The sequence below is a fragment of the Azoarcus sp. Soil_N_20 genome, from assembly GCF_057656155.1.
This window is the reverse complement of the sequence record NZ_JBDGKX010000001.1, coordinates 457,389-484,001: the sequence shown is the minus strand read 5'-3', so window position 1 is coordinate 484,001 and position 26,613 is coordinate 457,389. Positions and strand designations below refer to the sequence as shown.

The window sequence follows — 26,613 nt, the reverse complement described above, 5'->3', positions numbered from 1 at the left end:
CCACTCCGCACCTAGAGTCCGGGATTAGACCCTTCAGGGGCGAACACCGCAACCAACAGAGCGAACAGGACATGATCACCCTCTACACCTGGAGCACGCCGAACGGTCGCAAGGCCTCGATCACGCTCGAGGAACTCGGCCTGGCATACGAGGTAAAGCCGATCGATATCACCCGCAAGGCCCAGTTTGCCCCCGAGTTCCTGGCGCTGAACCCGAACCACAAGATTCCGGTCATTGTCGACAGCGACGGGCCGGACGGCAAGCCGATCACCATCATCGAATCCGGCGCGATCCTGCTCTATCTTGCCGACAAGACCGGCCGCCTGCTTTCCGCCGACCCGCGCGAGCGCTGCGAGACCCACCAGTGGCTGATGTTCCAGATGGGCAGCGTCGGCCCGATGCTCGGTCAGGCCCACCACTTCCTGCGCTTTGCGCCGGAAGTCATTCCCTACGCGATCGATCGCTACTCGAAAGAGGCGGCGCGCATCTACGGCGTGCTCAACACCCGGCTCAGCGGCCGCGACTGGCTGGCCGGCAGCGCGTACTCGATCGCCGACATCGCAACCTACCCCTGGCTTGCCCGCCACGAGTGGCAAGGCATCGATCTTGCCCGCTACCCGGAGGTGAAGCGCTGGTTCGACGCCATTGCCGCCCGTCCGGCGGTGCAGCGCGGCATGGAGATTCCCCGGTGAACAAATCCCGCTTCGGCGACCTTGAAGTTCTCTGCCACGCCCCGACCCACCGCGCTCCCCGCCCGGCGCCCCTGTTGTTCATTCACGGTGCCTACACCGGCGCCTGGTGCTGGGAAGAGCACTTTCTGCCCTGGTTCGCCGAGCAAGGCTGGATGGCCTATGCCGTATCCCTGTCCGGCCATGGCAAGAGTCGCAACCATGACCACCTCGACGCGTTGTCGATCGACGACTACGTCCGCGACATCACCGAAGTCATCGCCCGCCTGCCCGCGGCGCCGGTGCTGATCGGGCATTCGATGGGCGGCATGGTGGTGCAGAAATATCTGGAACGCGTCAGCGCACCCGCCGCCGTCCTGCTGTCGTCGGTACCACCGCAGGGGCTGATGGGTTCGGCGATCGGGCTGATGTTCAAGAAGCCTCACCTGCTCGCCGACCTGAACCGGATCATGGGCGGCGGCGAGGCGGAGCTCGACAGTCTGCGCGAAGCGCTGTTTCATCAGCCGCTCGACGATGACCAGCTGCGCCGCTACTACAAGCTCAGCCAACCCGAATCGCATCGCGCGATCTGGGACATGACGCTGTTCAACCTCCCGCAACCAGGCCGCATGCACGACGTACCGATGCTGATTCTCGGCACCAGTCATGACCAGCTCATTCCACCGGACCAGGTGCACATGACCGCCACGACCTACGGACTGCGCGCAGAGATTTTCGATGGCCTCGGCCACGGCATGATGCTCGAGAACGGCTGGAAGCGGGTCGCGACCCGGATCGCCGGGTGGTTGCGGGAACATGACCTGTGATCGGCGGCGCGGCCCGGGCCTGCCTTGGTGCAAAAAAACCACATAGCGTGCGATTTTTCCTCGTCAGTCACCGCGCGTCTTGTCATGATCAAAACAAAGGTGTGATCCGCACACCTTGAACGCAGCACCGTCGGTCCCCATCTTGCATTCAAGTCCGGTCGACAGCGGCCGTTAATGAAACAGGAAGCCGGGATTTCCGGCACATGTTGCGGAGGCCATCATGGTGATCGTCATGGATATGCAATCCGGCAGAGAACTCCGGGAACCCGAGGCGTACGACGAGGAAGTGCTCAACGCCAGCTGGCTGCCCCGGCCCGAAGTCGCGCTGCAGCTGCAGCAGATCGACTTGCATCGCGAGTCCGAACACATGCCGCCACCGGAAGACGTCGACGCCTTCCTGAAAGCCGTGTATCGCAATCAGGAGTAAGCCCTCGGCACATGATGGGCGCGCAGCGCTCCGGGGTACGCCTTACAGGGTGTGCAGGCGGTCGCCGCGCGTGAAGCCCAGCAGCGGCTCTTCGATGCCGCGTCCGATCGCCAGCACCTTGAACAACTCTCCCATCTCCTGCGGTGTTGTCAGACGCTGTGCAGCGCGCGCCGCACGCACGTAATCGGCACCGGTCTCCGGTCCGCGCCGCGCAAGGCATTCGAGCACCCCGCAGTTGAACAGAAAGTGTGCCTGGCTGGTGTAGCCGAGGACGTCCAGTCCGGCGTCGAACGCCGCCTCGGCCATCGCGGTGAAATCGACGAATTCGGTAATGTCATTGAGCCCCGGCCACAGGAACGGATCGGCGTGCGCATGGTGGCGGTAGTAGCACAGCAGCGTGCCGCTGGAACGCGAGGGCAAATAGAATTCTGCACGCGGGTAACCATAGTCGATCAACAGCATGGCACCATGGCGCAGGCGATCGGCCCACGACGCAATCCACGCCCGGCCCGCCAGGTTGATCTCGGTCACATACTCGCCTTCGTCCGGCGCGGGCAGGGCCAGCTCCCGAGCAGCTTCCAGCACCGCGCCTTGCGCTGGCACATCGCCCCAACGGAAGACCGCAGTACTCGGGTCCTCCGCGCCGGCGAGTACCACACCACGCTCGAACAAGCCCTCCGCACGCGATACGATCAGATGCACCGGCATCACGTCCACCACCTCGTTGGCAATGACCGCGCCGGAATAGGTCTCCGGCAGGGTGTCCAGCCAGTCCACCCGTGCCGCCAGATGCGGCACCTGCCGGGCCAGCGTGTCGAACTGGCGCTCGCGCAGCTCGGCAGAAAGTTCGAGAATGCCGTAACGCTGCGGCACGCTGCCACGACGTTCGAGTTCGAGCAGCAAGTCGGCGGCGAGCAGGCCGGTGCCCGCGCCGACCTCGATGACCTGGTGGGCGCTGAGCCGCATGACCTGCTCGACCTGACTCGCCAGGGCCTGGCCGAACAAGGGCGTCAGTTCCGGCGCGGTGATGAAATCACCGCCGGGGCCGAACTTTCTGGCGCCTCCGCTGTAATACCCCAGCCCGGGCGCGTACAGTGCGAGCTCCATGTAGCGCGAGAATGGCACCCACCCCCCGGCCGCCCTGATTTCGGTACCAATCAGGGCGACGAGGCGGGCGCATTGTTCGAGCGCATCGGCAGACGGCTGGGGCAAGGAGGGCATGTTGGGTGCACAAGACTGGAGGACGCGGCATTGTAGCCGAGCCATCCCGGCCTGCCCGCAGACTCGTCCGCAACCGTCCATAACCCAGTGATCCAACCGACCATACACCGCATCATGACCGATCCCGTATCCGCACCCGTCATCCTGGTCACCGGCGCAGCTCGCCGGGTGGGCGCCGCGATTTCGCTCGAGCTCCACGCCTGCGGCGCACGCGTTGCGCTGCACTACCGACACAGCCGCACCGAGGCCGAGGCCCTGACCGCCCGGCTCAATGCCACCCGACCCGGCTCGGCCTTTGCCGTCGGCGGCGATCTGGGTGTCGACGGCGTTCCCGAGGCAATTGCCGACACCACCCTCGCCCACTTCGGCAGGATCGACGGTCTGGTCAATAACGCGTCGAGCTTCTTTCCGACCCCGCTCGGCACCATCGACGCGGCGGCCTGGGCCGACCTCACCGGCTCCAACCTCAAGGGCCCGCTGTTTCTGACCCAGGCCCTGGCACCGGCCCTCAGGGAGTCGCGCGGCGCCGTGGTCAACATCGTCGACATCCACGGCGAACGCCCCCTGCGCCACTACGCGCTGTACTGTGCAGCGAAGGCCGGACTTGCCGGGCTGACGCGGGCACTTGCACTGGAGATGGCGCCCGAGGTCAGGGTAAACGGCGTTGCTCCCGGTCCGATCGAGTGGCCCGAGGACGGCCAGTTCGCGCGCGCCGAGCGCGAGCAGATCATCCGCCACACCCTGCTGCAGCGCGAAGGCAGTCCGACCGATGTCGCACGCACGGTGCGCTTCCTGTTGTTCGACGCCCCCTATATCACCGGTCAGATCCTGGCCGTGGACGGTGGCCGCAGTTCGCACCTCTGAGCGCCGCCGGGCACTCGGGTGGGGCCACGGGTATAATCGGCCAAGACTTTACCGCCGAGCTCCACCGTGAACACTGCAACCGAACCTGCCGCCGAACCCGGCGAGCATCGCCATTCCAATACTTTCCTGCGCCTCAAGAAGAAGCTGGAACGCAGTGTCGGTGAGGCGATCGGCGATTACAACATGATCAGCGACGGTGACACGGTCATGGTCTGTGTTTCCGGCGGAAAAGACTCCTACACACTGCTGTCCTGCCTGCTGGCACTACGTGAGCGGGCACCGGTCGATTTCCGCATCGTTGCGATGAACCTCGACCAGAAGCAACCCGGCTTTCCCGATCATGTCCTGCCCGCGTACTTCGAGTCGGTTGGGGTCGAATACCGTATCGTCACCGAAGATACCTACTCCATCGTCAAAGACAAGATCCCCGAAGGCAAGACAACCTGCTCGCTGTGTTCGCGCCTGCGCCGGGGCATCATCTACCGCACCGCGAAGGAGATCGGTGCCACCCGAATCGCACTCGGCCACCACCGAGACGACATGCTGGAAACACTGTTCCTGAACATGTTCTTCGGCGGCAAGATCAAGGCCATGCCCCCCAAACTGGTCAGCGACGACGGCAATCACGTCGTTATCCGCCCGCTGGCCTACTGCACGGAGAGCGACATCGTCCGCTTTGCCCGCACGATGGATTTTCCGATCATTCCGTGTAACCTCTGCGGCTCGCAGGAAAATGCCCAGCGCAAACAGATAAAGGGCATGCTCCAGAACTGGGCACGCGACTTCCCCGGCCGTATCGAGTCATTGGCCACGTCGCTCAAGAACGTGGTGCCATCGCATCTGGCAGACCAGAAACTGTTCGACTTCGTCGGCGTAGACCGCAACACGATACTGGACGAAGGTGATATCGCGTTCGACCGTCAACCGCTTTCCGGGCCTGCCGCCGGCATTATCAGGTTGTTTCCCGGCCAGTAAATTATCCCCGAGTCATTGGACAACAACACTTGCATCGGCTGATGTGTTTGATCATCATTGCAGCGTGATCAGCGATCTGCCGCCGGTCCGCCACTGCTTGCGCCCCACTATGTCCGATCGTAAAAATCTCTGCGTGCTCGTGGCCGACGTCATCGGTGGTGAGCGACTGGTTTCGCCTCTCGGCGCGACCGAAGCCGCGCATGCCGTCGAGCGCTGCATGAATCGCATCGACCGTGCGGTCGGCGGCAACAGCGGCAACATCATCGCGCGGACACCGGACTCCATTGTGGCGACATTCGAGCGCTGCGACTCCGGCATCGTCGCCTCTTGCGAAATGCTCGACCGGATACTGAGCCTCCCACCGCTCGGTGGCACCCAGCTCAGGGTGCGGATCGGCATCCATTACGGCCTCGTCGAATCGGGTACGGATGGCGACGGGGTGGAAGGTGCCCGGCGTCTGCTGCAAACCTGCAAACCCGGTCAAGCCTTGGCCAGCGGGACGGCCGTCATGCTGCTCACGCCGTCCGCAAGGCACTTTGCCGGCGCAGAGGCGTTTCAGTCGGACGCCCAGCGTGGACTGGACTGGCCGGCGTTCGCGATCGGCCACCGGGTCGGACAGGTGACCTCACTTCCGCCTACGGCCAGAATCTCACAGCGCCTGCGCCTGCGTCATCAGCAGGAAGTGATGTTTGTCGAGGAGCATCGTCCCATCGTGCTGATCGGTCGCGAGCTGGGTAACGACGTCGTCATCATCGACCCGCGCGCCTCTCGTCAGCACGCCCGTATCGAGCGCCGCCGGGAAGGCTTCGTGCTGATCGATCAAAGTACCAACGGCTGCTATGTCTCGCTTGACGGCGACGACGAGCGCTGCATCAAGGCCGAAGAACTGCCCCTGACCGGATCGGGGCGACTGGGCTGCGGCTTCTCGTCCGGCGAAATCGAACGCGACCTGGTTTTCTTCGATATCGTCTGACCCCCTTGCCAGCCGGTACGGCCTCCCGCGGAGGCCATCCGGGGCGCCCGGACCAGGGTCTGTCCGTCATTCCCGCGCAGGCGCGGATTGCTCGCCCGGATTGGGCGTCCACCTGCACGGGAACAACGAAGCGAAGGGCCGGCAGGCCGATCAGCCTTTCAGGCACTCGCTGATGAAGCTCTTGCGCTCCGCCCCCTTTAGGGCCTTTTCGGTTGCCGCGCGATTGCACTCCTTCATCCGATCCTGCGGAGCCGGACTGAGCGCGCCAGAGTCGGCTACCGGCGCCACCTGAGTCGGGGTATCGCCTTTTGCCTTCTCCCCGGCCGATGCCGTGGTCGCCGCGGGCGACGGCGTGTGCTTGCCTTTCAGGCAGGTGCTCATGAACTGTTTGCGCTCCTCACCCTTCAGCATCTTCTCCTTCGCCTCCTGACTGCAGCGCTTCATCCGCTCATGCTGGGGGTTCGCCCATGCGTCGGCGGGAGCAAGCGCGCCCAGCAGGAGTGCAGCAGCAAGTGACAACATCATGTTTTTCATCACACATCCCCTATTTAAAATGACAAATGGAAAAGCGTAACAATTCTGCATTTGTCATATTCGAACGTCAACTGCCAACCACCCGAAAGTGCAAAAATGCACTCGACTCAGACAGTCGAGCAGGTAGCATGGAGGCGTGATCGACGTCGCCGGCGCCACCATGGGGGCGCTCTTCCTCTCCGCCTTTCTGTCTGCGACGCTGCTGCCCGGTGGTTCGGAGCTGGTGCTCGCCAGCACGCTTGCGCTCCAGCCCGACCGTGCCGTGCTTGCGCTGGTACTGGCGACGCTGGGCAACACCCTCGGCGGCATGACCACCTATGCAATCGCCCGCCTGCTGCCGCGCAAGGAGTTGCCGCCCCGACTCGACCTGGTGCGCCGCTACGGCAGTGTCAGCCTGTTGTTGTCGTGGGTTCCGCTGATCGGCGATGCGCTGTGTGCCGCAGCAGGCGCACTGCGCCTGCCATGGACGACCTGCCTGTGGTGGATGGCGACCGGGAAGGGTGCGCGTTATCTTGCAATCGTATGGGCGATGCAGTGAGCCGGGGCGCTATACTTGTGCGCCCGTGATTTCATCTCAGCCATGCCCATGCAAGCAATCCAGCGCAACGGCACCACAGCACGTTATTCCGACTCCGTGGTCCATAACGGCGTGGTCTATCTCGTCGACGTACCCGCCTCCACCGACGGCGACATTACGACCCAGACCCGCGAGGTCCTTGCCAGCCTCGCACATCAGCTGCAGGCAGTCGGAAGCAGCACCGGCCGCATCCTGATGACCACCATCTACCTCACCGACCTTGCCGACTACGACGGCATGAATGCAGTCTGGGACGCGTGGTTGCCTGCTGGCACGGCGCCTGCGCGGGCCTGCGTGCAGATTGCCGGACTGGCCAAGCCCGGGTGGCGAGTCGAGATTGCCCTGACCGCTGCGCTCGGCTGAACGACGTCCGCACCCGACCAGGAACCCTCTGGCGCGCGTCCGCGTCCACTCCCTGAGGCGAAGCCGGATAGCCCACACTTCGCGTAAGGTATTGATTTTTTCTGCATGTTGCACTGCGGTTCGTTAAAATCGCAGGTTCCCCTGCAGCAGCCAACCCGGTGCACCGATGACCCAACGCCTGCGAGAAATTCCGTATAACTACACCTCGTTCTCCGACCGCGAGATCGTAATCCGCTTGCTCGGCGAGGAGGCCTGGTCGGTGCTCGACGAGTTGCGCGCCGAACGGGTGACCGGGCGCTCGGCGCGGATGCTGTACGAGGTGCTCGGCGACATCTGGGTGGTCCGGCGCAACCCCTATCTGGAAGACGACCTGCTCACCAGCCGCGAACGCCGCGAAGCGCTGATCAACGCACTCAACCACCGCGTCAACGAGGTCGAGAAGCGACGCCAGGGCAATGACCGCGTCGCCCTGCTGATCGGCCGCGCACGGGAGGCCGTCGCCGACTTCGAGCGCTGGTTCGACGACAGCGCGCGCAAGCGCAAGGCCGTGCTCAAAACGCTGTCGCGCCACACCCGCCGCGACAATATCTGCTTCGACGGCCACGCCCGGGTGTCGCACGTCACCGACGCCACCGACTGGCGCGTCGAGTACCCCTTCGTCGTGCTCTACCCCGACACCGAAGAGGAAATGGCGCCGCTGGTGCGTGCCTGCATCGAGCTCGGCATGACCATCATCCCGCGTGGCGGCGGCACCGGTTATACCGGCGGCGCGGTGCCGCTGGACGCCAATTCGGTGGTGATCAACACCGAGAAGCTGATCAGCATCGGCGCGGTCGAGGACATGGTCCTGCCCGACGCCGACGGCAAGCCGATGGCCTCACCCTACGCCACCATCCGCACCGGCGCCGGTGTGGTGACCGAGCGCGTATCGGAAGCCGCGAGCGCGGCCGGGCGTGTGTTCGCGGTTGACCCCACCTCCGCCAGCGCCTCCTGTGTCGGCGGCAACATCGCGATGAACGCCGGCGGCAAGAAGGCCGTGCTGTGGGGCACCGCGCTCGACAATCTGGCGTGGTGGAAGATGGTCACCCCCGATGGCAACTGGCTCGAGGTCGAGCGCCTCGACCACAATTTCGGCAAGATCCACGAGCAGCACATCGCGCGCTTCCGCCTGCGCCGCTTCGACGGCATCAACTACAGGCCGCTGGGCGAGGAGATCCTGTCCATGCCGGGAGCCCATTGCCGCAAGGACGGGCTGGGCAAGGACGTCACCGACAAGTTCCTCGGCGGCATCCCCGGCGTGCAGAAGGAAGGCACTGACGGCCTGATCGTGGCATCGCGCTGGGTACTGCACAAGATGCCGCCGGTCACCCGTACCGTCTGTCTCGAGTTCTTCGGCCAGGTGCGCGAGGCCGTGCCGGCGATCGTCGAGATCACCGACTATTTCAAGCCGGGGGGGGCGGGCAGCACCGCCGGCGTGTTGCTGGCCGGTCTCGAGCATCTCGACGAACGCTACGTCAAGGCAGTCGGCTATACCACCAAGGCCAAGCGTCATGGCCGCCCGAAAATGGTGTTGATCGGCGACATCGTCGGCTTTGACGAGAACGCGGTCATGGCGGCCGCCTCGGACGTGGTGCGGATGACCAACACCCGCGGCGCCGAGGGTTTCATCGCGGTCTCGGCGGAACAGCGCAAGCGTTTCTGGCTGGAGCGTTCGCGCACCGCCGCGATCTCGCGCCACACCAATGCGTTCAAGGTGAACGAGGACGTGGTCATCCCATTGCCGCGGATGGGCGACTACTGCGACGGCATCGAGCGTCTGAACATCGAGCTGTCGACGCGCAACAAGCTCGATCTGTGCGCCGCGCTCACCGAGTGTCTCGACAGCGAACTTCCGCTGGACCAGGGCGATGCCGGCATCGACACGGACGAGCTGATCGGTGACCGCCGTCAGGCTGCGCTCGACTACGTCGCGGCGGTTCGCAGGCGTTGGCAATGGCTGCTGGACAATCTCGATCTGCCGCTGGCCGAGGCCGAAACGCAGTTTGCCGAGTACGGTATCCAGGCCGGCGAACTGAGTAACCGCGCCGCCGACCCGCGTCTCTTCCACCGCCTGCAGGATTACTCCATCCGCATTTCGTGGAAGGCCGAGCTGAAGCCGCGACTGGACAAGATCTTCGACGGCGTGGTGTTCCAGCCGGTGCGGGAAAAGCTCGCCGCCCTGCACAAGCAGGTGTTGCGCGGGCGGGTGTTCATTGCCCTGCACATGCATGCCGGCGACGGCAATGTGCACACCAACATCCCGGTCAACTCCGACAACTACGAGATGCTGCAGACCGCCAACCGCGCGGTCGACCGCATCATGGCGCTCGCGCGCTCGCTCGACGGCGTGATCTCCGGCGAGCACGGCATCGGCATCACCAAGCTCGATTACCTCACCGACGCCGAGATGGCGAGCTTCTGGGACTACAAGGCGAGGATCGACCCCGAGGGCCGCTTCAACCGCGGCAAGCTGATGAAGGGCGGCAATCTCGACAACGCCTATACCCCCAGTTTCAACCTGATGGGCCATGAATCCCTGATCATGGAGCAGACCGAGATCGGCGACATCGCGCACGACATCAAGGACTGTCTGCGCTGCGGCAAATGCAAGCCGGTATGCTCGACCCACGTGCCGCGCGCCAACCTGTTGTACAGCCCGCGCAACAAGATCCTCAGCACCTCGCTGCTGATCGAGGCCATGCTCTACGAGGAGCAGACCCGGCGCGGGGTGTCGCTCGCGCACTGGGCGGAGTTCGAGGACGTCGCCGATCACTGCACCATCTGCCACAAGTGCGAGAAGCCGTGCCCGGTGGACATCGACTTCGGCGACGTGTCGATCAAGATGCGCAACCTGCTTCGCAAGCAGGGCAAGAAGTCGTTCAATCCGGGCAAGGCGGCGGCGATGGCCTTCCTGACCATCAAGGACCCGGCCACGATCAAGCTGATGCGTACCGGGATGATCGAGTGGGGCTACAAGGCCCAGCGCCTGGCTCACGACCTCGGCAAGAAGCTCGGCCTGGTGCAGGCGCAGGTGAAGGCGCCGCCGGCCACGCTGGGCAAGGCGCCGCTCAAGGCCCAGGTGATCCACTTCATCAACAAGCCGATGCCCGGCAACCTGCCGAAGAAGACCAGCCGCGCGCTGCTCGACATCGAGGACGACAAGGTCATTCCGGTCATCCGCGATCCGCGCAAGGCCAATGGCGAATCTGAGGCAGTGTTCTACTTCCCGGGCTGCGGGTCGGAGCGGCTGTTCAGCCAGGTCGGCCTGGCGACCCAGGCAATGCTCTACCACGTCGGCGCCCAGACCGTGCTGCCACCCGGCTATCTGTGCTGCGGCTACCCGCAGACCGCCGCCGGCGAAGAGGACAAGGGCCAGAAGATCACCACCGACAACCGGGTGCTGTTCCACCGCGTGGCCAACACGCTGAACTACCTCGACATCAAGACCGTGATCGTGTCCTGTGGCACCTGCATGGATCAGCTGCAGAAGTACGAGTTCGACCGGATCTTCCCGGGCTGCCGCCTGCTCGACATCCACGAGTACCTGATGGAGAAGGGGGTGAAGCTCGAAGGCGTGCACGGCGTGAACTACATGTATCACGAGCCCTGTCACACCCCGATGAAGGTGCATTCCGGGATCAAGGTGGCCAACGCGCTGATGGGGACGCGGGTGGACCTGTCCGACCGCTGCTGCGGCGAATCGGGCACGCTCGCGGTGGCACGCCCGGACATCTCGACCCAGGTCCGCTTCCGCAAACAGGAGGAGATCGAGAAAGGGGTGGCGAAGATGCAGGAAGCATTGCCCGACGCACCTACCAAGATCCTCACCTCGTGCCCGAGCTGTCTGCAGGGCCTGTCGCGCTATGCCAACGACGCCGGCGGGGTGGAGCCGGACTACATCGTGGTCGAACTCGCCAAGCACCTGCTGGGCGAGAACTGGCTCCCGGACTATGTCGGCAAGGCCAACAATGGCGGGATCGAGCGCGTCTTGCTGTGAACACTCGCCGGTGTGGGTGCCGACCGCACCCTCAGCCCGGCGGGTGCAGCCTTCCCCACAGGCGCTTCATCGCCTCGGCCGCCCCCACGCGCAAGCGATAGTCGACGAGCCGGCTCACCTCGGTTTCGCCGGGATTGATCTCGACTGCCGGAATTCCGTTCTGCTGTGCCCACCACACCGGCCCGGCGATATACGGAAAGGCGCTGGTGGTGCCGATCGAGACCACCACATCGACGCCGGTTTCGAGCACGTGCGCGAGCCGGTCGATGCCCTTCTGCGGCAGCATCTCGCCGAACAGCACCACATCCGGGCGCAGCACGCCGCCACACACCGGGCACGCCGGCGGGAGCGACAGGCCGGCGAAGTCCTGCACACTGCGCTGGTGGGGGCATTCGGTGCAGCGCAGATGGTGCACGGTGCCGTGAATCTGGATCACCTTCTGCGAGCCTGCCATGCGGTGCAGGCCGTCAACGTTCTGGGTCAGCACCCAGACGCCCGGCTTCTCGCGCTCCAGTTCGGCGATCAGCCGGTGCGCGGCGTTGGGCTCCGCACCTCGGCAATTGGATTCGATCTCCGCGAGGTAGCGCCAGGCGATGTCGGGACGGCGCTCCATCATCGCGCCCGACAATGCCTCCTCGATGGTCAGCCCCTCGGTCGTCAATCGCTCATGGTACAGCCCGCCGATGCCGCGATAGGTGGGGAGCCCCGAGTCGGCCGAAATCCCCGCTCCGGTAATGAACAGAATCCGTTCGGCACCGGCAAGGAGGGTGGCAACCGCGTCGAAATCGGATTCCATGGCCGAAGCGGTGCTCATAGCGGTGAGACCTCGACCAGGCAATCGTAGAAAATCGGCCCGCCGCCCATGTCGGTGAGGGCAGAGGACGTCACTGCGTTGGCGTTCTCGCCATCGCCGGAGAGCTTTTGCCACCACACCGACGGGCTCACCACCACGCCGCAACGTATCCCGTCGGTGACCACGGCACGGCCATGAAAGGCGCCGCGATCGTTGTGGATGCGGACCCGGTCACCGTCTGCAATCCCGCGCTTGGCCGCATCCTGCGGATGGATCTCGAGCTTCGGCTCCCCCTCCTGCGCGACGAAGCGCGGCAGGTGGCTGAAACTGGTGTTGAGGAAGTTGCGCGCCGGCGGCGTGATCAGTGCCAGCGGGTAACGCGCGGCGAGCGCGGGATTGCTCGACACCGACTCCGCGGGCGCATGCCAGGCCGGCAGCGGATCGAGTCCGCGCCGCGCCAGCATCTCGGAATGAAACTCGCACCTGCCCGACGGCGTGCGAAAGCCGCCGCTGGCAAAGGGCACATACGGACGCGGCAGGTTGAGCCGGACCCAGCCTTGCGCCGCCAGTTTTTCCGGTGTCACCCCGCGTGCACGTTCATCGGTGCGCTTGAATGCAGCCGCGGCCAGCACCTCGTCCGAATCGGCGAACGCGGAATCGGTGAAGCCCATCCGGGCCGCGAGCAGGCGGAACACCTCGGTGTTCGCCTTGGCCTCCCCCAACGGGGCGATCGCGGGTTGATTGTTCACCACGTAGAAGTGGCCGTAGGTGCCGTGCACATCACGATGTTCGAGCTGGCTGGTCGCCGGCAGCACGATGTCGGCGTAGTCGGCGGTATCGGTCTGGAACAGTTCGTGCACCACGCAGAACAGGTCCTCGCGCGCGAACCCGGCGCGAACCTCGTTGCTGTTGGGCGCAACCGCCACCGGGTTCGCGTTGTACACGTAGATCGCGCGGATCGGCGGATCGGCGGCGTTGAGCAGCGCATCGCCGATGGTCGACATGTTGATCGTGCGTGGCGGGAAACGCTGGGGATCGGGATAGAGATCGGGCCGCGACAACGCCTGTGCATCGGTGGGGAAGTTCCCCGATGCGGACAGCAAGGCGCCACCGGCCGCATGGCGCCAGGCGCCGGTCAGGGCCGGCAGGCAGGCGATGTTGCGCACCGCCATGCCGCCACCCGCACAGCGGTTCAGGCCGTAGTTGAGACGGATCAACGAGGGGCTGGCCGCACCATATTCGCGCGCCAGCAGGCGGATGCTCTCCGCCGTCAGCCCGGTCAGCGGCGCGGCCCATTCAGGGGTAAATGCACGGACCCGCTCGACCAGCGCGTCGAAACCCAGGGTGTATTGAGCGATATAGTCGTGATCGAGCAGATCCTCGGCGATCAGAACCTGCATCATCGCCAACGCCAGTGCGCCATCGGTACCGGGCAAGGGGGCGATGTGGTGATGGCACTTCGCCGCGGTTTCGGTGCGGCGCGGATCGATGCAGATGAGCCGCGCGCCGCGCCGCTTGGCCTCCTGCAGATAGCGCCAGCCGTGCAGGTTGGACACCACCGGATTGGCGCCCCAGATCAGGATGAGCTTTGCATCCACGACCGCCTCGGGATCGGTGCCGATCGACGCACCAACCGTCGCCTTCCAGCCCATGGCGCCGGCCGACGCGCAGATCGTGCGGTCGAGCAACGACGCCCCGAGGCGATGGAAAAAGCGCCGGTCCATGCTCTCGCCCTGCACCAGACCCATCGTGCCGGCATAGCTGTAGGGCAGGATCGCACGCGGATCGTCGTTCGCGATCGCGCCGAATCGTGCCGCGATGATGTCCAGCGCTTCGTCCCAGCTGATGCGTTCGAAGCGCCCCTCGCCCTTCCGGCCAACCCGTTTCATCGGGTGCAGCAGGCGCTGCTCCGAGTACACCCGTTCGAGGTAATGCGACACCTTGGTGCACAACGCACCGTTGGTGAACGGCATCGCGTCCGCTCCGCGGACGCGCACCGCCCTGCCCTGCTCGACGGTGATCTCCATCGCACAGGTATCGGGGCAATCGTGTGGACAGGCAGCCTTGACCACCTGCGATTCGATGGGCGTCATCCGGCTCTCCGCGCAAACAGGCGGCCCGCTGGAGCGCTCAGCGCCGGCGGGCCGCCGGAACCGTCAGTTCCAGGTAACGACGGTGGTCTTCGTCAAAGCGCAGCCGAACGGCCTCGCGCTCGCGCTTCTTCACATCGATGATCGAGCGCTGCGCCGTGATCTCGCCATCGATGTTGCGAAGGTCGTCAGCAAGATCGGGAGGCAGCGGCTGCCCGCGATGCGCTTCGGCCTCCTGCGCGAGCTTCTCCCTGCGCGCCAGCAACTCGGTCTCACGCACGCGAAGATCGTCTATCGTGCGGTCCGCCTCGGCGAGCGCGCGCTCGCGGCGAACTTCGATTTCTGCCGCACTGGGATAGGTCTCGAGCAGGGCCTGGTCGAGACGCTTCTTCTTGAGCACGGCAGCCTCCGCCGCCTTGCGCTGGCGAATCGCCTCGTCGCGTCGTTCGATCTCCTCGGCCGTCAGCGGTGCCGGCACGTGCCGTCGTACGATGCCGAGCGGACTGATCTCGCGGTACGCGCGCCCGTAGCATTCGGTCGGAAAAATATCTCCGCACATCTGCTGGCCGTTCGCATCGCAACAATAGATCGTTCGGCCGTTGGTCTGTGCAGCGGCACCGAGCGGCATCGCCAACGCGAGCAGCAGTGCAAGTTCAGCGAGACGAGCTGATGCCATAGGTTTCCCGGTAAGCCTTGACTGCATCGAGGTTGGCGGCAAGCTCGGGGCTGTCGGCCAGATAGCCGATCAAGTCCTCGAGCGTGGCGACGGCAATCACGGGGATGCCGAAACTCTCACGCACTTCCTGAACCGCCGACAGCGCACCCTTGCCACGCTCCATACGATCGAGCGCAATCACCACGCCGGCCGGTGTTGCCCCGGCGGAGCGGATGATCTCGACCGATTCGCGCACCGATGTCCCGGCCGAAATCACGTCATCGAGGATCAGCACCCTGCCGGCCAGCGGCGCGCCGATCAGGGTACCACCCTCACCGTGGTCCTTGGCCTCCTTGCGATTGAAGGCAAACGGCAGGCCGATCCCGTCTTCGGCCAGCCGGATCGCGGTGCCGGCAACCAGCGGAATCCCCTTGTAGGCGGGGCCGAACAACATGTCGAACCCGACCCCGGCGTTGCGGATGGCGTGCGCGTAGTAGCCGCACAGGGCGCGGAACGACACCCCGTCATCGAACAGACCGGCATTAAAGAAATAGGGCGAGTTACGACCTGCCTTGGTGATGAACGACCCGAACCGCAGTACACCCTTGTCGCAGGCGAGCGCGATGAATTCCCGGCTAAAATCCACGATTACTTTTCCCTGCACCGCAATAGGACTGGAACCCCGCCCATGTTACGCATCATCTCCGCCAACCTCAACGGCATCCGCTCGGCCACCACAAAAGGTTTCCTCGACTGGCTCGGACAACAGCATGCCGACGTCGTCTGCGTGCAGGAACTCAAGGCTCAGGCCACCGATCTGAGCGATGCCATGCGCAACCCCGCCGGACTCCAGGGCTGGTTCCATCACGCGGAGAAAAAGGGATACAGCGGCGTCGGCATCTACAGCCGTCGCGCCCCCGATCGGGTCGTGGTGGGCCTGGGCATTCCCGACATCGACGCCGAAGGCCGCTACCTCGAACTCGACTTCGGCAAGCTGTCGGTCATCTCGCTCTACCTGCCGTCCGGTTCCAGTTCGGACGAACGTCAGCAGGCCAAGTTCAGCTTCATGGAACGCTTCTTCTCCCATCTTGCCGCATTGCGCGCCTGCGGCCGCGAGGTGGTGATCTGTGGCGACTGGAACATCGCCCACAAGGAGATCGATCTCAAGAACTGGCGAAGCAACCAGAAAAACTCCGGTTTCCTCCCCGAAGAGCGGACCTGGCTCACCCGCGTGTTCGACGAACAGGGTTGGATCGATGTCTATCGCCGCCTGCATCCCGAGGCCACCGGTGACTGCTACACGTGGTGGTCCAACCGTGGCCAGGCGTGGGCGAAGAACGTAGGCTGGCGGATCGACTACCAGCTCGCGACCCCCGGCATCGCCGCAACGGCGCAGACCGCCGCGATCTACAAGGAGCAGCGCTTCAGCGACCACGCACCGCTGATGATCGACTACGCGTGGGATGTTTGAATCGCCATGAAACCCCGCTTTCCCGCACGCGGGTCAGCGCCGCCGGGTCGCAACCAGAAGCTGGTACAGCCCGCCAAAGCGGGTTTCCTTACGCCACTCGAATGATGCGGCCTCGTCGGCGAGACTCTCGATCGGGGTATCGAGCAGCGACGACGCATAAGGCTCGAGCCAGCGGAACACCAGCGTCATCACCGGCGCAAGCGGATGCAGGCGCTGCGACCGATGGTAGTCGACGAACACTGCACGCCCGCCGGGTCGAACCGCCGCGAGCAGATTGGCAACGATCCGCCGGCGCTCGGCGTCGGGGACTTCGTGCAGCAAGAAAAAGCAGCACACGCCGTCGTACTGCGTATCGAGCGGCTTCACGAGGTCGGCGACGCGCGCGCCGCCCTGCGGCAGGTCGGCAAACTTGCGCCGCACGTTGGCCACCTGGATCGGGGCAACATCAACCACTTCGAGTTGCCCGTGCACACCCACCCGGCGCGCCAGCATCGCCGAAAAATCGCCATAAACGCACGCCGCCTGCAGCACCCGCTCTCCGGCCACGAACTGCGCAACCGCCCAACGCATCAGACGTCCGGCATTGCCCCAAAGAATTGCCGACACCACGGGCGCCCGATCAAGCCACGGCAATGTGCGCGGGTTGAGGTAGGCCCAGGTGTAGGTGCGACGGAGATAATCGGGCAGGGTATTGGGACGTAGGGCAGCGTCGGTGGATTTGCTCATCGCGGGCATCCCGAAGTCATCATGTGGCGTTGCCCGACTATACGCCACCTGCGGCACCGCACGGCTTGAAGTTCGACCATGGCGTGGTATCCGAGCCGCGCTCGTGCCCGTAGCCACGGCGCGTGCCGATGGCGGCTGCGCGCCCCCCTTCATCGATGGCGTTGATTCCGACCCGGTTGAAAATGGTTCGCCGACAGCGAATTTCTGCCGCGCATGTAAGGAAAAATCCGCCCTCGAAGTCGCAATTGCGGGTGGATTTGCCATCGCTTCCGAATGAGATTAGCGTAAACACATACAAACGCACTGGCGCCACCGTCATCACACGCAAGGAGACAGCAAATGTTCGACACCACCACCCACTCGACGGACAAACTTGTGTCCGACCTCAAGGTCGTTGTTTCCGATGCCGAGGAATTGCTCAAGCTCACCGCTGGCCAGGCTGGCGACAAACTGGCCGACGTGCGCGTTCGCCTCACCGACCGCCTTGCCGTCGCCAAGGACCGGATCGCCGACGCCGAAGCGGCGGTCCTTGAAAAAACCAAGAAGGCTGCGCACGCCACCGATGACTATGTACACGCTCACCCCTGGGAGTCGGTCGGCGTGGCCGCCGGTGTCGCCTTCCTGCTCGGCCTGCTGGCCGGTCGTCGGTAAGCGCGCGCAGTGAGCGAAGCGCGAAGGCCGCGCCTGGCCGACAGCCTGCGCGGTTTTCTGGACCATGGCTTGCAGACCGCGCAGACGCGGCTGGAGTTGCTCGCGGTCGAGGTGCAGGAAGAGAAACTGCGCCTCACCGGACTGCTCTTCAACCTGCTGATGTGCGCCCTGCTGCTTGCATTCGGCCTTGTGTTCCTGCTGGTGTTCCTGACCGTGCTGTTCTGGGAAGAACACCGTCTGCTGGCACTGGGCATCGCCACTGCAATCTGTATCGGCGGCGCCGTGCTGACCGGGAGTAACGCGGCCCGCGAATTCAAACGCGGATCGCGCCTGTTCGCCGCCAGTCTCGCCGAACTCGCCCGCGACCGCGCCGCATTGCGGAAAGAGGAATGAATCCCCGGCTGGTCGAATTCGCACTGCGGAAACAGCGCCTGCAGATCGACGCGGCGCGCCAGCGCGACGACACGATGCATCGGCTCGCAGGTTTCGAGTCGGCGCTCGACACCGTCGACCGGATTCGTGATGGCTTCGCCTGGGCGCGGGAACACGCCCCATTGCTGTCGGTCGCCGCGCTGGTACTGGTCGCCAGCCGGCCTCGACTCGCACTGCGCCTGGCCAACCGGGCGTGGATCGGCTGGCTGGTCTTTCGTCGCTTTCGCGGCAGTTCCGGGGCAAAGGCCGGCCTGCTTGCCCTGCCCTTGGCGCGCCGGCTTGCCGAACGCATCGTCGGGCGTGTCGCCGGGCGCTTTGCCCGCCGGTAGCACCCGGCAGCGTGGACCTCAGTCCACCGGCCTTTGCTTCGGCAGCAACAGATTCAGCAGAATCGCCGCCACCCCGCACAGACTCACCCCCTGCAGGCTGAAGCCGTCGAGGTTCAGCGCCAGGCCGCCGATACCGAACACCAGCACGGCCGACACGATCACCAGATTGCGCGGATCGTCGAGGTTGGTACGGTCGGCAATCAGCGTCTTGAGGCCGATGCTGGCCACCGAACCGAACAGCAGCATCATGATGCCGCCCATCACCGGCACCGGAACCGACTGCAGCAAGGCATTGAACTTGCCGAAAAAGGCCATCACGATGGCAAAGACCGCCGCCCAGGTCATGACTTTCGGGTTGTAGCTCCTGGTCAGGATCACCGCGCCGGTCACTTCGGAATACGTCGTCACCGGCGGCCCGCCTATCAGGCCGGCAAACAGCACACCGAGTCCATCACCGGCCAGGGTGCGATGCAGACCCGGCTTGTCGGTGTAATCCTTGCCGGTCACCCCGCCGATTGCGACCACGTCGCCCACATGCTCGATCGCCGGCGCCAGCGCCACCGGCAGCATGAACAGGATCGCCGCCCACTCGATAGTCGGGGCGACGAATTCCGGTACGGCAATCCACGGGGCGGCCGCGATCCGGCTGAAATCGACCAGACCGAGCAAGGCAGCGACCGCGTAACCGACGCCCACCCCGATCAGGATTGGCACCAGCTTCAGGAAACCCCGCGCAAAAACGGCCGCCACCACCGTTGCGCCGAACGACACCGCAGCCACGACCATCGCCGTACCATAAGGCACCAACTCGATCTTGCCGTCCCCGCTGCGTCCCATCGCCATATTGACCGCCACCGCCGCCAGCGACAGGCCGATGATCATGATGATCGGCCCGATCACCACCGGCGGCATGAAGCGATGCACGATCTCCGCGCCGTGGCGCCACACCAGCGCCGAGAACAGGAAATACACCAGTGACACGCAGGCCAGCGCGCCCATCGTCGCCGACAACCCCCAGGTCTGCATGCTGAAGATGATCGGGGCGATGAAGGCAAAGCTGGAACCGAGGAAGATCGGCACCTGCCGACCGGTCACCAGCTGGAACAGCAATGTCCCGACCCCGGCACCGAGCAGGGCCATGCTCGGATTGAGGCCGGTGAGCAGGGGCACCAGCACCAACGCACCGAACGCCACGAACAGGATCTGGGCACCGGAAACCGCCTGCCGCCAAAGCGGGTCGGCAGATTCGATCGGGAGTTCACGCATCGCTATTCTCCTGTCGCCACCGGCATCCCGGCGGCCAGCATTGTCAAAATCCCGGCCCGGCGCGCGGGGTCGGCTCCGCGGCCGGAAGCCCGTACCCGCCCGACCGTGCTCAGTTGTGCTTGGTCCCGAAAATCTTGTCGCCCGCGTCACCCAACCCGGGAATGATGTAGCCGTGCGCGTTGAGGTGGCTATCGATGCTCGCGGTGTAGATATCGACCTCCGGATGACGCTCGGCCATCAACGCGATGCCCTCGGGCGCGGCCACCAGCACCAGCGCCCGCACCTGTCCGCAGCCGTTGCGCTTGAGCATGTCGACCGTCGCCGCCAGCGAGCCCCCGGTGGCCAGCATCGGATCGATGATCAGCGCCATGCGTTCACCGAGATGACCGACGAACTTCTCGAAATAAGGCGCGGGCAGCAGGGTCTCCTCGTCGCGGGCGATGCCCACCACGCTCACCTTGGCGCTCGGGATCATGTCCAGCACGCCGTCCAGCATGCCCAGCCCGGCGCGCAGGATCGGCACCACGGTAACCTTCTTGCCCTTGATCTGATCGATCTCCACCGGCCCGGCCCAGCCTTCGATGGTGACGGTTTCGAGCGGAAAGTCCTTGCACGCCTCGTAGGCCAGCAGGCGTGCGAGTTCGGCAGTGAGTTCGCGGAACTTCTTGGTACTGATATTGGCTTCACGCATCAACCCGATCTTGTGACGGACAAGCGGGTGGTCGATCTGATGTATGGGCATGGACGCTCCTCGGCACGGGGTTCGGCGCAGTTTACCGTTTCGACGTGACGCGCGTTCAGGCCGAGTGCCGTTAGTGCGATAAAATCCCGTCATAGGCGCTCCCTGCCACGACCATTCCGGGAAATCCACATCGCCATGAACATCGATGAAATTCGACGCGCACGGGAAGAGGCCGATTGCCTCGCCGACGAAACGGCCGTGGAGGCAGCGCTCGAGCACATGGCTACGGCAATCACCGCCCGCCTCGCCGACAGCAATCCGCTGGTCTATACCGTGATGAACGGCGGGCTGATCCTCGCCGGGCGGATTCTGCCGCGGCTGCCGTTCCCGCTCGAAGTCGCGTACCTGCACGCCACCCGCTACGGGCATGCCATCCACGGTTCGCTGCTCGACTGGCGCGTGCGGCCCACCCAGGATCTGCGCAACCGGACGGTGCTGGTGCTCGACGACATCCTCGACGAAGGCCACACGCTCAAGGCCATCATCGACTACCTCAAGACCGAAGGCGCAAAGGAAGTGCTCTCCGCGGTGCTGGTGCACAAGCAGCACGACCGCAAGGCCTATCCCGGCATGCGCGCAGACTTCACCGGCCTCGATATCGCCGACCGCTTTCTTTTCGGCTGCGGAATGGATTATCAGGGGTACTGGCGCAACGCGCCAGGCATCTACGCGGTCAAAGGCCTTTAAGGAGGGACACCATGCTGATCACTTTCAAATCCGACACCAGTGCCGACGTCATCATGCTGGGCGATGCCGGCAAACAGCTCATCGCCGCACTCGGCAAGGATCCGCAGGACGCCACCGGCATCGTCACCGTGGCCCAGCTCCCCGACGCCATCGCCCGCCTGCGTGCCGCGATCGAGGAAGACCGCGCGCGCCAGGCGCAGCCGACTGAAGAAGACGAAGCGGCGGAGCGCGAAGCCGGCCGCAGCGGCATGGCCGCCCCGGTCAGCCTCGCCCAGCGCGCCTGGCCCCTGCTCGACATGCTCGAGCGCGCGCAGCGCGAGGCGGTACCGGTGACGTGGGGCGTGTAGCCCGGCCGACACGACGGCAGCGGCCCGGGCGGGCCGATCAGACGCGCGGCTTTACCACCAGCACATCCTCCATCACCAGATACTCGAGATCGGAGCCGAAGAACATGTTCAGCGCGTCGGTCGGCGAGCAGATCATCGGCTCGCCGCGTCGGTTGAGCGAGGTGTTGAGCGCCACCCCGTTGCCGGTCAGCTTCTCGAGTTCGACCATCAGATCGTAGTAGCGCGGGTTGTACTCGCGCTTCAACACCTGCGCGCGCGCGGTGCCGTCCTCGTGCACCACTTCGGGCACACGCGTCTTCCACTCCTCCGCCACCTCGAAGGTGAAGGTCATGAACGGCGACGGATGATCGGTCTGCAGCATCTGCGGCCCGACGGTATCGAGCATGCTCGGGCAGAACGGCCGCCAGCGCTCGCGGAACTTGATCTGCTCATTGATGCGGTCGGCCACTCCCGGCGCACTCGGGCAGCCGAGGATCGAGCGTCCGCCCAGTGCACGCGGACCGAACTCCATCCGCCCCTGGAACCACGCCACCGGATTACCGTCGGCCAGCAGTTGCGCAACGTGTTGCGGCACGTTGTCGATTCGCTGTCCGGTCGGCTTGGCCGGATGGCGCGCGCACGCCGCGATCACGTCCTCGTTGCTGTAACACGGCCCGAGATACACATGCTCCATCTTCTCGACCGGCACGCCGCGCTGCACCGACACGTAGGACGCCGCTCCCACCGCCGTCCCGGAGTCGCCCGAAGCCGGCTGCACGAAGAGCTCCTTCACCTCCGACCGCGCGATGATTTTCTGGTTGAGCTTGACGTTGAGCGCCCCGCCACCGGCAAAAGCGAGCCGGCCGGTTTCGCGCAGGATGTCGCCGAGGTAGAAATCCATCATCTGCAGCGCCAGATCCTCGAACAGCTTCTGCATGCTCGCGGCGTAATGGATGTAGGGCTCGTCGGCAACGTCGCCGGCGCGCATCGGCCCGAGCCAGTCGATGAGCTTGGGCGAGAAGTAATAGCCCTTGCCGTTTTCCTTGTAACGCCGGAACCCGATCACGTTGGCGTACTCGGTATCGACCACCAGCTCGCCGTTCTCGAACTTCGCCAGGCGCGAAAAATCGTACTTCAGGGCATCGCCATAGGGCGCCATGCCCATCACCTTGTACTCGCCATCGAGCATCTCGAAGCCGAGGTATTCGGTGATCGCGCCGTACAGCCCACCGAGCGAATCGGGATCGTAGAACTCCTTGATCTTGTGGATCCTGCCGTTCTCGCCCCAGCCGAAGAAGGTGGTCGCGTACTCGCCCTTGCCGTCGATGCCCATGATCGCGGTCTTCTCGGTGAAGCCCGAGCAGTGATACGCACTCGAAGCATGCGCCAGGTGATGCTCGACCGGCACGATCTCGACCTTCTTCAGATCGAACCCGAGCTGCAGCAGACACCACTCGATGCGGCGCTTGTAGCGGTAGTAGCGCCGATTGCCCAGCAGAATCGCATCCAGCGCGCGATCGGGTGCGTACCAGTAGCGCTTGGCGTATTGCCAGCGCGCCGTCTCCAGGATGCTGATCGGCGCGAACGGAATCGCCACCACCTGCACATCCTTCGGCTTCAGGCCCGCGAATTCGAGACAGAACTTGGCAGCCTCGTAGGGCATGCGGTTCTTGGCGTGCTTGTCGCGGACAAAGCGCTCTTCTTCGGCCGCGGCGACGAGCTTGCCGTCGACATAGAGAGCGGCGGAGGGGTCGTGGGTCAGTGCGCCGGAAAGGCCGAGTATGGTCAATGCCACTATGAAACCTCAAGGGGAAAGCCAGGCCGGCAGGGGCCGGACCAATCAGGATCGCGAATTATACCCGCAGCCCTCACGACGCCTGATCATCAGGTCGATCCGGACCGCCCGCCGCATTTCAGTCGAGCCGAAGTCGAGCACGCGCCGGGCCGCGGATCCGTCAATGTCTCGCCGGCTCATACTCCGGCACCCAGCGCTGCAGCCCGGCACGCACCTGCTCATCCGACACCGGACCGGGCTGCGACAACCACTGGCGCAGCTCCTCCAGGAAGCAGCCATTCACCGGGCGCGACCGCGCAATGCGCAGTTTGGGATGCGGGGTCTTGCAGGTCGCCTCGGAATCGGCCAACAGCTCCTCATAAAGCTTCTCGCCGGGTCGCAGCCCGCTGAAGTCGATGCGGATCTCATCCTCGCTGTAGCCCGACAGGCGGATCATGTTGCGCGCCAGATCGACGATCTTCACCGGTTCGCCCATGTCGAGCACGAACACTTCGCCGCCATGCCCCATCGCAGCAGCCTGCAACACCAGTTGCGCGGCTTCCGGAATGGACATGAAGTAGCGGTTGATGTCCGGATGAGTCACCGTCACCGGGCCACCGCGGGCAATCTGCTCGGCAAATTTCGGAATCACGCTGCCGGTACTGCCCAGCACATTGCCAAATCGCACCATCTCGAACTGCGTGTGGCGGCCATCCGGGTCGCCCAGGGCCTCGCACACCATCTCGGCCAGGCGCTTGGTGGCGCCCATTACGTTGGTGGGGTTGACCGCCTTGTCGGTGGAAATCAGCACGAAGCGCTCGGCGCCGTGACGCTGCGCATGCACAGCCACCTGCAAGGTGCCCAGCACATTGTTGCGTACGGCCTGCCACGCATTGCCCACTTCCATCAATGGCACATGTTTGTAGGCCGCGGCATGGAACACCAGTTGCGGCGCACAGGCGGCGAAGACTTCGTCCAACCGCTGCGCATCCTTCACATCGCCGGCGAGAGGCACGACCTGCACTTCCGGACGATGTTGCGCGAACCACTGCTCGATGTTGTAAAGCGCAAACTCGCTGGACTCGAACAGCACCAGGCGCGCCGGGGAAAAGCGTGCCAACTGGCGGCAGAGCTCGCTGCCAATCGACCCGCCCGCCCCGGTAATCAGTACCGTCTTGCCGGTGATCATTGCATGCACATGCTCGGTATCGATACGTACCGGCTCACGGCCGAGCAGGTCTTCGATGGCCACCGGACGCATCGCGTTGATCGCCACCCGGCCGCTCATCAGTTCATCCAGTGCCGGCACGGTGAAAGCGTGCGCACCTGCACGCACCGCCATATCGGCCGCACGCCGCAGCGAATCGGCCGCGGCCGAGGGCATGGCGAGAATCACATGTTGTGCCTTGTAGTCGCTCAACACCTGAGGCAGCAGATCGATGGAGCCGATCACCGGCTTGCCGAAGAGCTCCAGACCCCATTTTGCGGGGTTGTCATCCACCAGTGCCACCACGCGCCAGTCCGGGCTGCGCTCGAGTTCGCGCACCAACATCGCACCACCGGTGCCGGCGCCCACCACAACCACCGGCTTGCCGGTGGCCATCAGCCCACCATAAAGCCGGTGCTCCTTCCACATCCGCCAGGCGGCACGGCCGCCGCCCATCACCATCAGCAGCAACAGCGGATACAGCACCAGCATCGAACGGGGAATCGCAGGACCATTTGTTCTGTCCAACGCAAGGATTGCGACCAACCCAAGCGACGATACGCCTACCGCCTTCAACACCCGCTTGAGATCCGGCAGGCTGGCGAAAATCCACATTCCTCGGTAGAGACCCGCCCATCGGCAGGCAAGGGCGTGGACCACCACCAGCAAGCCCAGGCCGAGGAACACCTTGTCGTTGTAGCCGGAAGGCCAGGTGAAGTTGAAGCGAATGAAAAACCCGCCGACCCAAGCGACCATAACGGCGGTAAGGTCAAACAGAAAAACAAGAGCGGTACGGGCAGTTGTCGTCATGAGAAAAGCATTATCCAGCCGCACGCTGCATGACCTGGCTCAGCGCTTCGCAAGTTCTGCGGATATCCCTGTCGGTCAGACCAGGGTGCACGAGGAACATCAGGCTTGTTTCACCAAGCTCCCTGGCGACGGTCAAACCGGGCTCAGGCCGCCAGCCGGTCCCATCGAAGGCTTTCTCGCGATAGACCTCCGAACACGACCCCGCATAGCACGGGACGCCGAGCGCATTGATCTCCTGCAGAATGCGGTCGCGACTCCAGCCCGAATTCAGCGCTGTCGGCTCGACGAACACGTAGCATTTGTAAGCGGCGTGCTCGATCTCGGCAGGAATCACCGGTACTCTCAACGCAGGCAATGCCCGTGCGACGTTCCAGAGCGCGTTTGCATGCACGCTACGCTCCGCGTGCCATGCCGGCATCCGCCGCAGCTGGATGCGGCCGATCACCCCTTGTGTTTCCATCATCCTCCAGTTGGTGCCGAAGCTTTCGTGCAGCCAACGGAATCCTGGCGGATGATCGCGCTCGTACACGGCATCCCAACTCTTGCCATGGTCCTTGAACGACCACATCTTCGACCACAGCTCACGGTCGTTGGTAGTGACCATGCCACCCTCGCCGCCGGTACTCATGATCTTGTCCTGACAGAAAGACCATGCCCCCGCATGCCCGATCGAACCCACTGGCCGGCCCTTGTAGCGTGCACCGTGTGCCTGGGCACAGTCCTCGACCACGAACAGACCTTCTTCCTCGGCCAACGCCATGATCGGGTCCATGTCGCACGGCCAGCCCGCCAGATGCACACAGATCACCGCCTTGGTACGCGGGGTAAGCACTGCCCGAACGGTATCGGCCGTGATGTTCTGCGAGTCACGGTCGACATCGGCGAACACTGGCGCCGCACCGGCATTGACGATGCAGGACACCGAGGCGAGAAAGGTGCGAGGTGTCACAATGACCTCATCACCCGGCCCGACGCCAAGCGCCTTCAGCGCGACGTCCAGCGCCACCGTACCATTCGCCACTGCGACTGCGTATTCAGTGCTCGCCCAGACTGCAAATTCCTTCTCGAACTGGCGGCACTCCTGGCCAGTCCAGTAGTTGACCCGGTTGGAAAGGATCACGTCACGAACAGCGTTCGCTTCCTCTTCCGTGAAACTCGGCCAGGGGGCAAAAGGTGTATTAAGCACAGG

The 26,613-nt window shown here is 64.5% G+C and carries 27 protein-coding genes; 15 read left to right on the top strand and 12 right to left on the bottom strand.

The window, feature by feature from the left end; genetic code table 11:
- The first annotated feature begins 71 nt into the window (after positions 1-71).
- The 3 genes from AC3A35_RS02285 to AC3A35_RS02275 all read left to right on the top strand — a co-directional run bounded on the left by AC3A35_RS02285 (position 72) and on the right by AC3A35_RS02275 (position 1,922).
- Entirely contained in the window at positions 72-692 is a 621-nt protein-coding gene (locus AC3A35_RS02285; protein WP_487434241.1) for a glutathione S-transferase family protein, read from the top strand.
- On the top strand, positions 689-1,495 hold the full coding sequence (locus AC3A35_RS02280) for an alpha/beta hydrolase (RefSeq protein WP_487434240.1): 807 nt from the start codon (positions 689-691) through the stop codon (positions 1,493-1,495). Before AC3A35_RS02285 ends, AC3A35_RS02280 begins: the two co-directional genes overlap by 4 nt.
- 220 nt (positions 1,496-1,715) lie before the next feature.
- Positions 1,716-1,922: a hypothetical protein gene (locus AC3A35_RS02275; protein ID WP_487434238.1), complete on the top strand. Its 207-nt coding sequence runs from the start codon at positions 1,716-1,718 to the stop codon at positions 1,920-1,922.
- A 42-nt stretch (positions 1,923-1,964) separates the two neighbouring features.
- On the opposite strand, the gene AC3A35_RS02270 is transcribed toward AC3A35_RS02275, so the two are convergent.
- The gene (locus AC3A35_RS02270; protein WP_487434237.1) at positions 1,965-3,143 is read right to left on the bottom strand and encodes a class I SAM-dependent methyltransferase; all 1,179 of its coding nucleotides are present in this window, start codon (positions 3,141-3,143) and stop codon (positions 1,965-1,967) included.
- 114 nt (positions 3,144-3,257) lie between these two features.
- Here AC3A35_RS02270 and AC3A35_RS02265 point away from each other — a divergent pair, with 114 nt between their 5' ends.
- The 3 genes from AC3A35_RS02265 to AC3A35_RS02255 all read left to right on the top strand — a co-directional run bounded on the left by AC3A35_RS02265 (position 3,258) and on the right by AC3A35_RS02255 (position 5,955).
- Entirely contained in the window at positions 3,258-4,007 is a 750-nt protein-coding gene (locus tag AC3A35_RS02265; RefSeq protein ID WP_487434235.1) for a pteridine reductase, read from the top strand.
- Between the two features lie 66 nt (positions 4,008-4,073).
- Positions 4,074-4,982: a tRNA 2-thiocytidine(32) synthetase TtcA gene (gene ttcA / locus AC3A35_RS02260; protein WP_487434234.1), complete on the top strand. Its 909-nt coding sequence runs from the start codon at positions 4,074-4,076 to the stop codon at positions 4,980-4,982.
- Between the two features lie 64 nt (positions 4,983-5,046).
- Positions 5,047-5,955 carry an FHA domain-containing protein gene (locus AC3A35_RS02255; RefSeq protein ID WP_487434233.1) on the top strand — a complete coding sequence of 303 codons (909 nt, stop codon included), beginning with the start codon at positions 5,047-5,049 and terminating at the stop codon, positions 5,953-5,955.
- 150 nt (positions 5,956-6,105) lie between these two features.
- Here AC3A35_RS02255 and AC3A35_RS02250 read toward each other — a convergent pair whose 3' ends face one another.
- Complete coding sequence (locus AC3A35_RS02250) at positions 6,106-6,489, bottom strand: PsiF family protein (RefSeq protein WP_487434231.1); 384 nt, start codon at positions 6,487-6,489, stop codon at positions 6,106-6,108.
- A 136-nt stretch (positions 6,490-6,625) separates the two neighbouring features.
- Here AC3A35_RS02250 and AC3A35_RS02245 point away from each other — a divergent pair, with 136 nt between their 5' ends.
- The 3 genes from AC3A35_RS02245 to AC3A35_RS02235 all read left to right on the top strand — a co-directional run bounded on the left by AC3A35_RS02245 (position 6,626) and on the right by AC3A35_RS02235 (position 11,465).
- Positions 6,626-7,027 (top strand): YqaA family protein, encoded by a 402-nt coding sequence (locus tag AC3A35_RS02245; protein WP_487434230.1) that lies wholly within the window; start codon positions 6,626-6,628, stop codon positions 7,025-7,027.
- A 48-nt stretch (positions 7,028-7,075) separates the two neighbouring features.
- The gene (locus AC3A35_RS02240) at positions 7,076-7,429 is read left to right on the top strand and encodes a RidA family protein (RefSeq protein WP_487434704.1); all 354 of its coding nucleotides are present in this window, start codon (positions 7,076-7,078) and stop codon (positions 7,427-7,429) included.
- A 166-nt stretch (positions 7,430-7,595) separates the two neighbouring features.
- Positions 7,596-11,465: a DUF3683 domain-containing protein gene (locus AC3A35_RS02235; RefSeq protein ID WP_487434229.1), complete on the top strand. Its 3,870-nt coding sequence runs from the start codon at positions 7,596-7,598 to the stop codon at positions 11,463-11,465.
- Between the two features lie 31 nt (positions 11,466-11,496).
- Here AC3A35_RS02235 and AC3A35_RS02230 read toward each other — a convergent pair whose 3' ends face one another.
- Genes AC3A35_RS02230 through pyrE form a run of 4 tightly spaced genes read right to left on the bottom strand, consistent with a single transcriptional unit; the run spans position 11,497 to position 15,649 of the window.
- Positions 11,497-12,279 carry an NAD-dependent deacylase gene (locus AC3A35_RS02230; RefSeq protein WP_487434228.1) on the bottom strand — a complete coding sequence of 261 codons (783 nt, stop codon included), beginning with the start codon at positions 12,277-12,279 and terminating at the stop codon, positions 11,497-11,499.
- Positions 12,276-14,351 (bottom strand): molybdopterin-containing oxidoreductase family protein, encoded by a 2,076-nt coding sequence (locus tag AC3A35_RS02225; RefSeq protein WP_487434227.1) that lies wholly within the window; start codon positions 14,349-14,351, stop codon positions 12,276-12,278. Before AC3A35_RS02225 ends, AC3A35_RS02230 begins: the two co-directional genes overlap by 4 nt.
- A 37-nt stretch (positions 14,352-14,388) precedes the next feature.
- Positions 14,389-14,976: a hypothetical protein gene (locus AC3A35_RS02220; RefSeq protein WP_487434226.1), complete on the bottom strand. Its 588-nt coding sequence runs from the start codon at positions 14,974-14,976 to the stop codon at positions 14,389-14,391.
- Between the two features lie 25 nt (positions 14,977-15,001).
- Positions 15,002-15,649, bottom strand: coding sequence for an orotate phosphoribosyltransferase (gene pyrE / locus AC3A35_RS02215; protein ID WP_487434224.1), 648 nt, complete (start codon positions 15,647-15,649; stop codon positions 15,002-15,004).
- A 42-nt stretch (positions 15,650-15,691) separates the two neighbouring features.
- On the opposite strand from pyrE, the gene AC3A35_RS02210 reads away from it, so the two are divergent.
- On the top strand, positions 15,692-16,474 hold the full coding sequence (locus tag AC3A35_RS02210; protein ID WP_487434223.1) for an exodeoxyribonuclease III: 783 nt from the start codon (positions 15,692-15,694) through the stop codon (positions 16,472-16,474).
- Between the two features lie 33 nt (positions 16,475-16,507).
- On the opposite strand, the gene rquA is transcribed toward AC3A35_RS02210, so the two are convergent.
- The gene (rquA, locus tag AC3A35_RS02205; protein ID WP_487434221.1) at positions 16,508-17,200 is read right to left on the bottom strand and encodes a rhodoquinone biosynthesis methyltransferase RquA; all 693 of its coding nucleotides are present in this window, start codon (positions 17,198-17,200) and stop codon (positions 16,508-16,510) included.
- 339 nt (positions 17,201-17,539) lie between these two features.
- On the opposite strand from rquA, the gene AC3A35_RS02200 reads away from it, so the two are divergent.
- From AC3A35_RS02200 to AC3A35_RS02190, 3 genes are read left to right on the top strand one after another with little or no spacing between them, the layout of a single operon-like run.
- On the top strand, positions 17,540-17,851 hold the full coding sequence (locus AC3A35_RS02200; protein ID WP_487434219.1) for an ElaB/YgaM/YqjD family protein: 312 nt from the start codon (positions 17,540-17,542) through the stop codon (positions 17,849-17,851).
- 9 nt (positions 17,852-17,860) lie between these two features.
- On the top strand, positions 17,861-18,244 hold the full coding sequence (locus AC3A35_RS02195; RefSeq protein WP_487434218.1) for a phage holin family protein: 384 nt from the start codon (positions 17,861-17,863) through the stop codon (positions 18,242-18,244).
- Positions 18,241-18,612, top strand: a complete 372-nt coding sequence (locus AC3A35_RS02190; protein ID WP_487434217.1) for a YqjK-like family protein — start codon at positions 18,241-18,243, stop codon at positions 18,610-18,612. The genes AC3A35_RS02195 and AC3A35_RS02190 overlap by 4 nt, the downstream gene beginning before the upstream one ends.
- Before the next feature lie 18 nt (positions 18,613-18,630).
- Here AC3A35_RS02190 and AC3A35_RS02185 read toward each other — a convergent pair whose 3' ends face one another.
- Together AC3A35_RS02185 and upp are read right to left on the bottom strand one after the other, a co-directional pair.
- Complete coding sequence (locus AC3A35_RS02185; RefSeq protein ID WP_487434215.1) at positions 18,631-19,878, bottom strand: uracil-xanthine permease family protein; 1,248 nt, start codon at positions 19,876-19,878, stop codon at positions 18,631-18,633.
- A gap of 109 nt (positions 19,879-19,987) precedes the next feature.
- Positions 19,988-20,620, bottom strand: a complete 633-nt coding sequence (upp, locus tag AC3A35_RS02180; RefSeq protein WP_487434213.1) for a uracil phosphoribosyltransferase — start codon at positions 20,618-20,620, stop codon at positions 19,988-19,990.
- Between the two features lie 135 nt (positions 20,621-20,755).
- On the opposite strand from upp, the gene AC3A35_RS02175 reads away from it, so the two are divergent.
- A complete protein-coding gene (locus AC3A35_RS02175; RefSeq protein ID WP_487434212.1) occupies positions 20,756-21,307 on the top strand; it encodes a hypoxanthine-guanine phosphoribosyltransferase in 552 nt (183 codons plus the stop codon).
- Positions 21,308-21,318: 11 nt separating this feature from the next.
- The gene (locus AC3A35_RS02170; protein ID WP_487434210.1) at positions 21,319-21,654 is read left to right on the top strand and encodes a DUF1840 domain-containing protein; all 336 of its coding nucleotides are present in this window, start codon (positions 21,319-21,321) and stop codon (positions 21,652-21,654) included.
- 37 nt (positions 21,655-21,691) lie between these two features.
- Here AC3A35_RS02170 and AC3A35_RS02165 read toward each other — a convergent pair whose 3' ends face one another.
- The 3 genes from AC3A35_RS02165 to AC3A35_RS02155 form a co-directional block, all read right to left on the bottom strand.
- Positions 21,692-23,428, bottom strand: a complete 1,737-nt coding sequence (locus AC3A35_RS02165) for a carbamoyltransferase family protein (protein ID WP_487434209.1) — start codon at positions 23,426-23,428, stop codon at positions 21,692-21,694.
- Positions 23,429-23,588: 160 nt separating this feature from the next.
- Positions 23,589-25,424 carry a polysaccharide biosynthesis protein gene (locus AC3A35_RS02160; protein ID WP_487434207.1) on the bottom strand — a complete coding sequence of 612 codons (1,836 nt, stop codon included), beginning with the start codon at positions 25,422-25,424 and terminating at the stop codon, positions 23,589-23,591.
- Between the two features lie 10 nt (positions 25,425-25,434).
- Positions 25,435-26,610 (bottom strand): DegT/DnrJ/EryC1/StrS family aminotransferase, encoded by a 1,176-nt coding sequence (locus AC3A35_RS02155; protein WP_487434205.1) that lies wholly within the window; start codon positions 26,608-26,610, stop codon positions 25,435-25,437.
- Positions 26,611-26,613 lie beyond the last annotated feature (3 nt).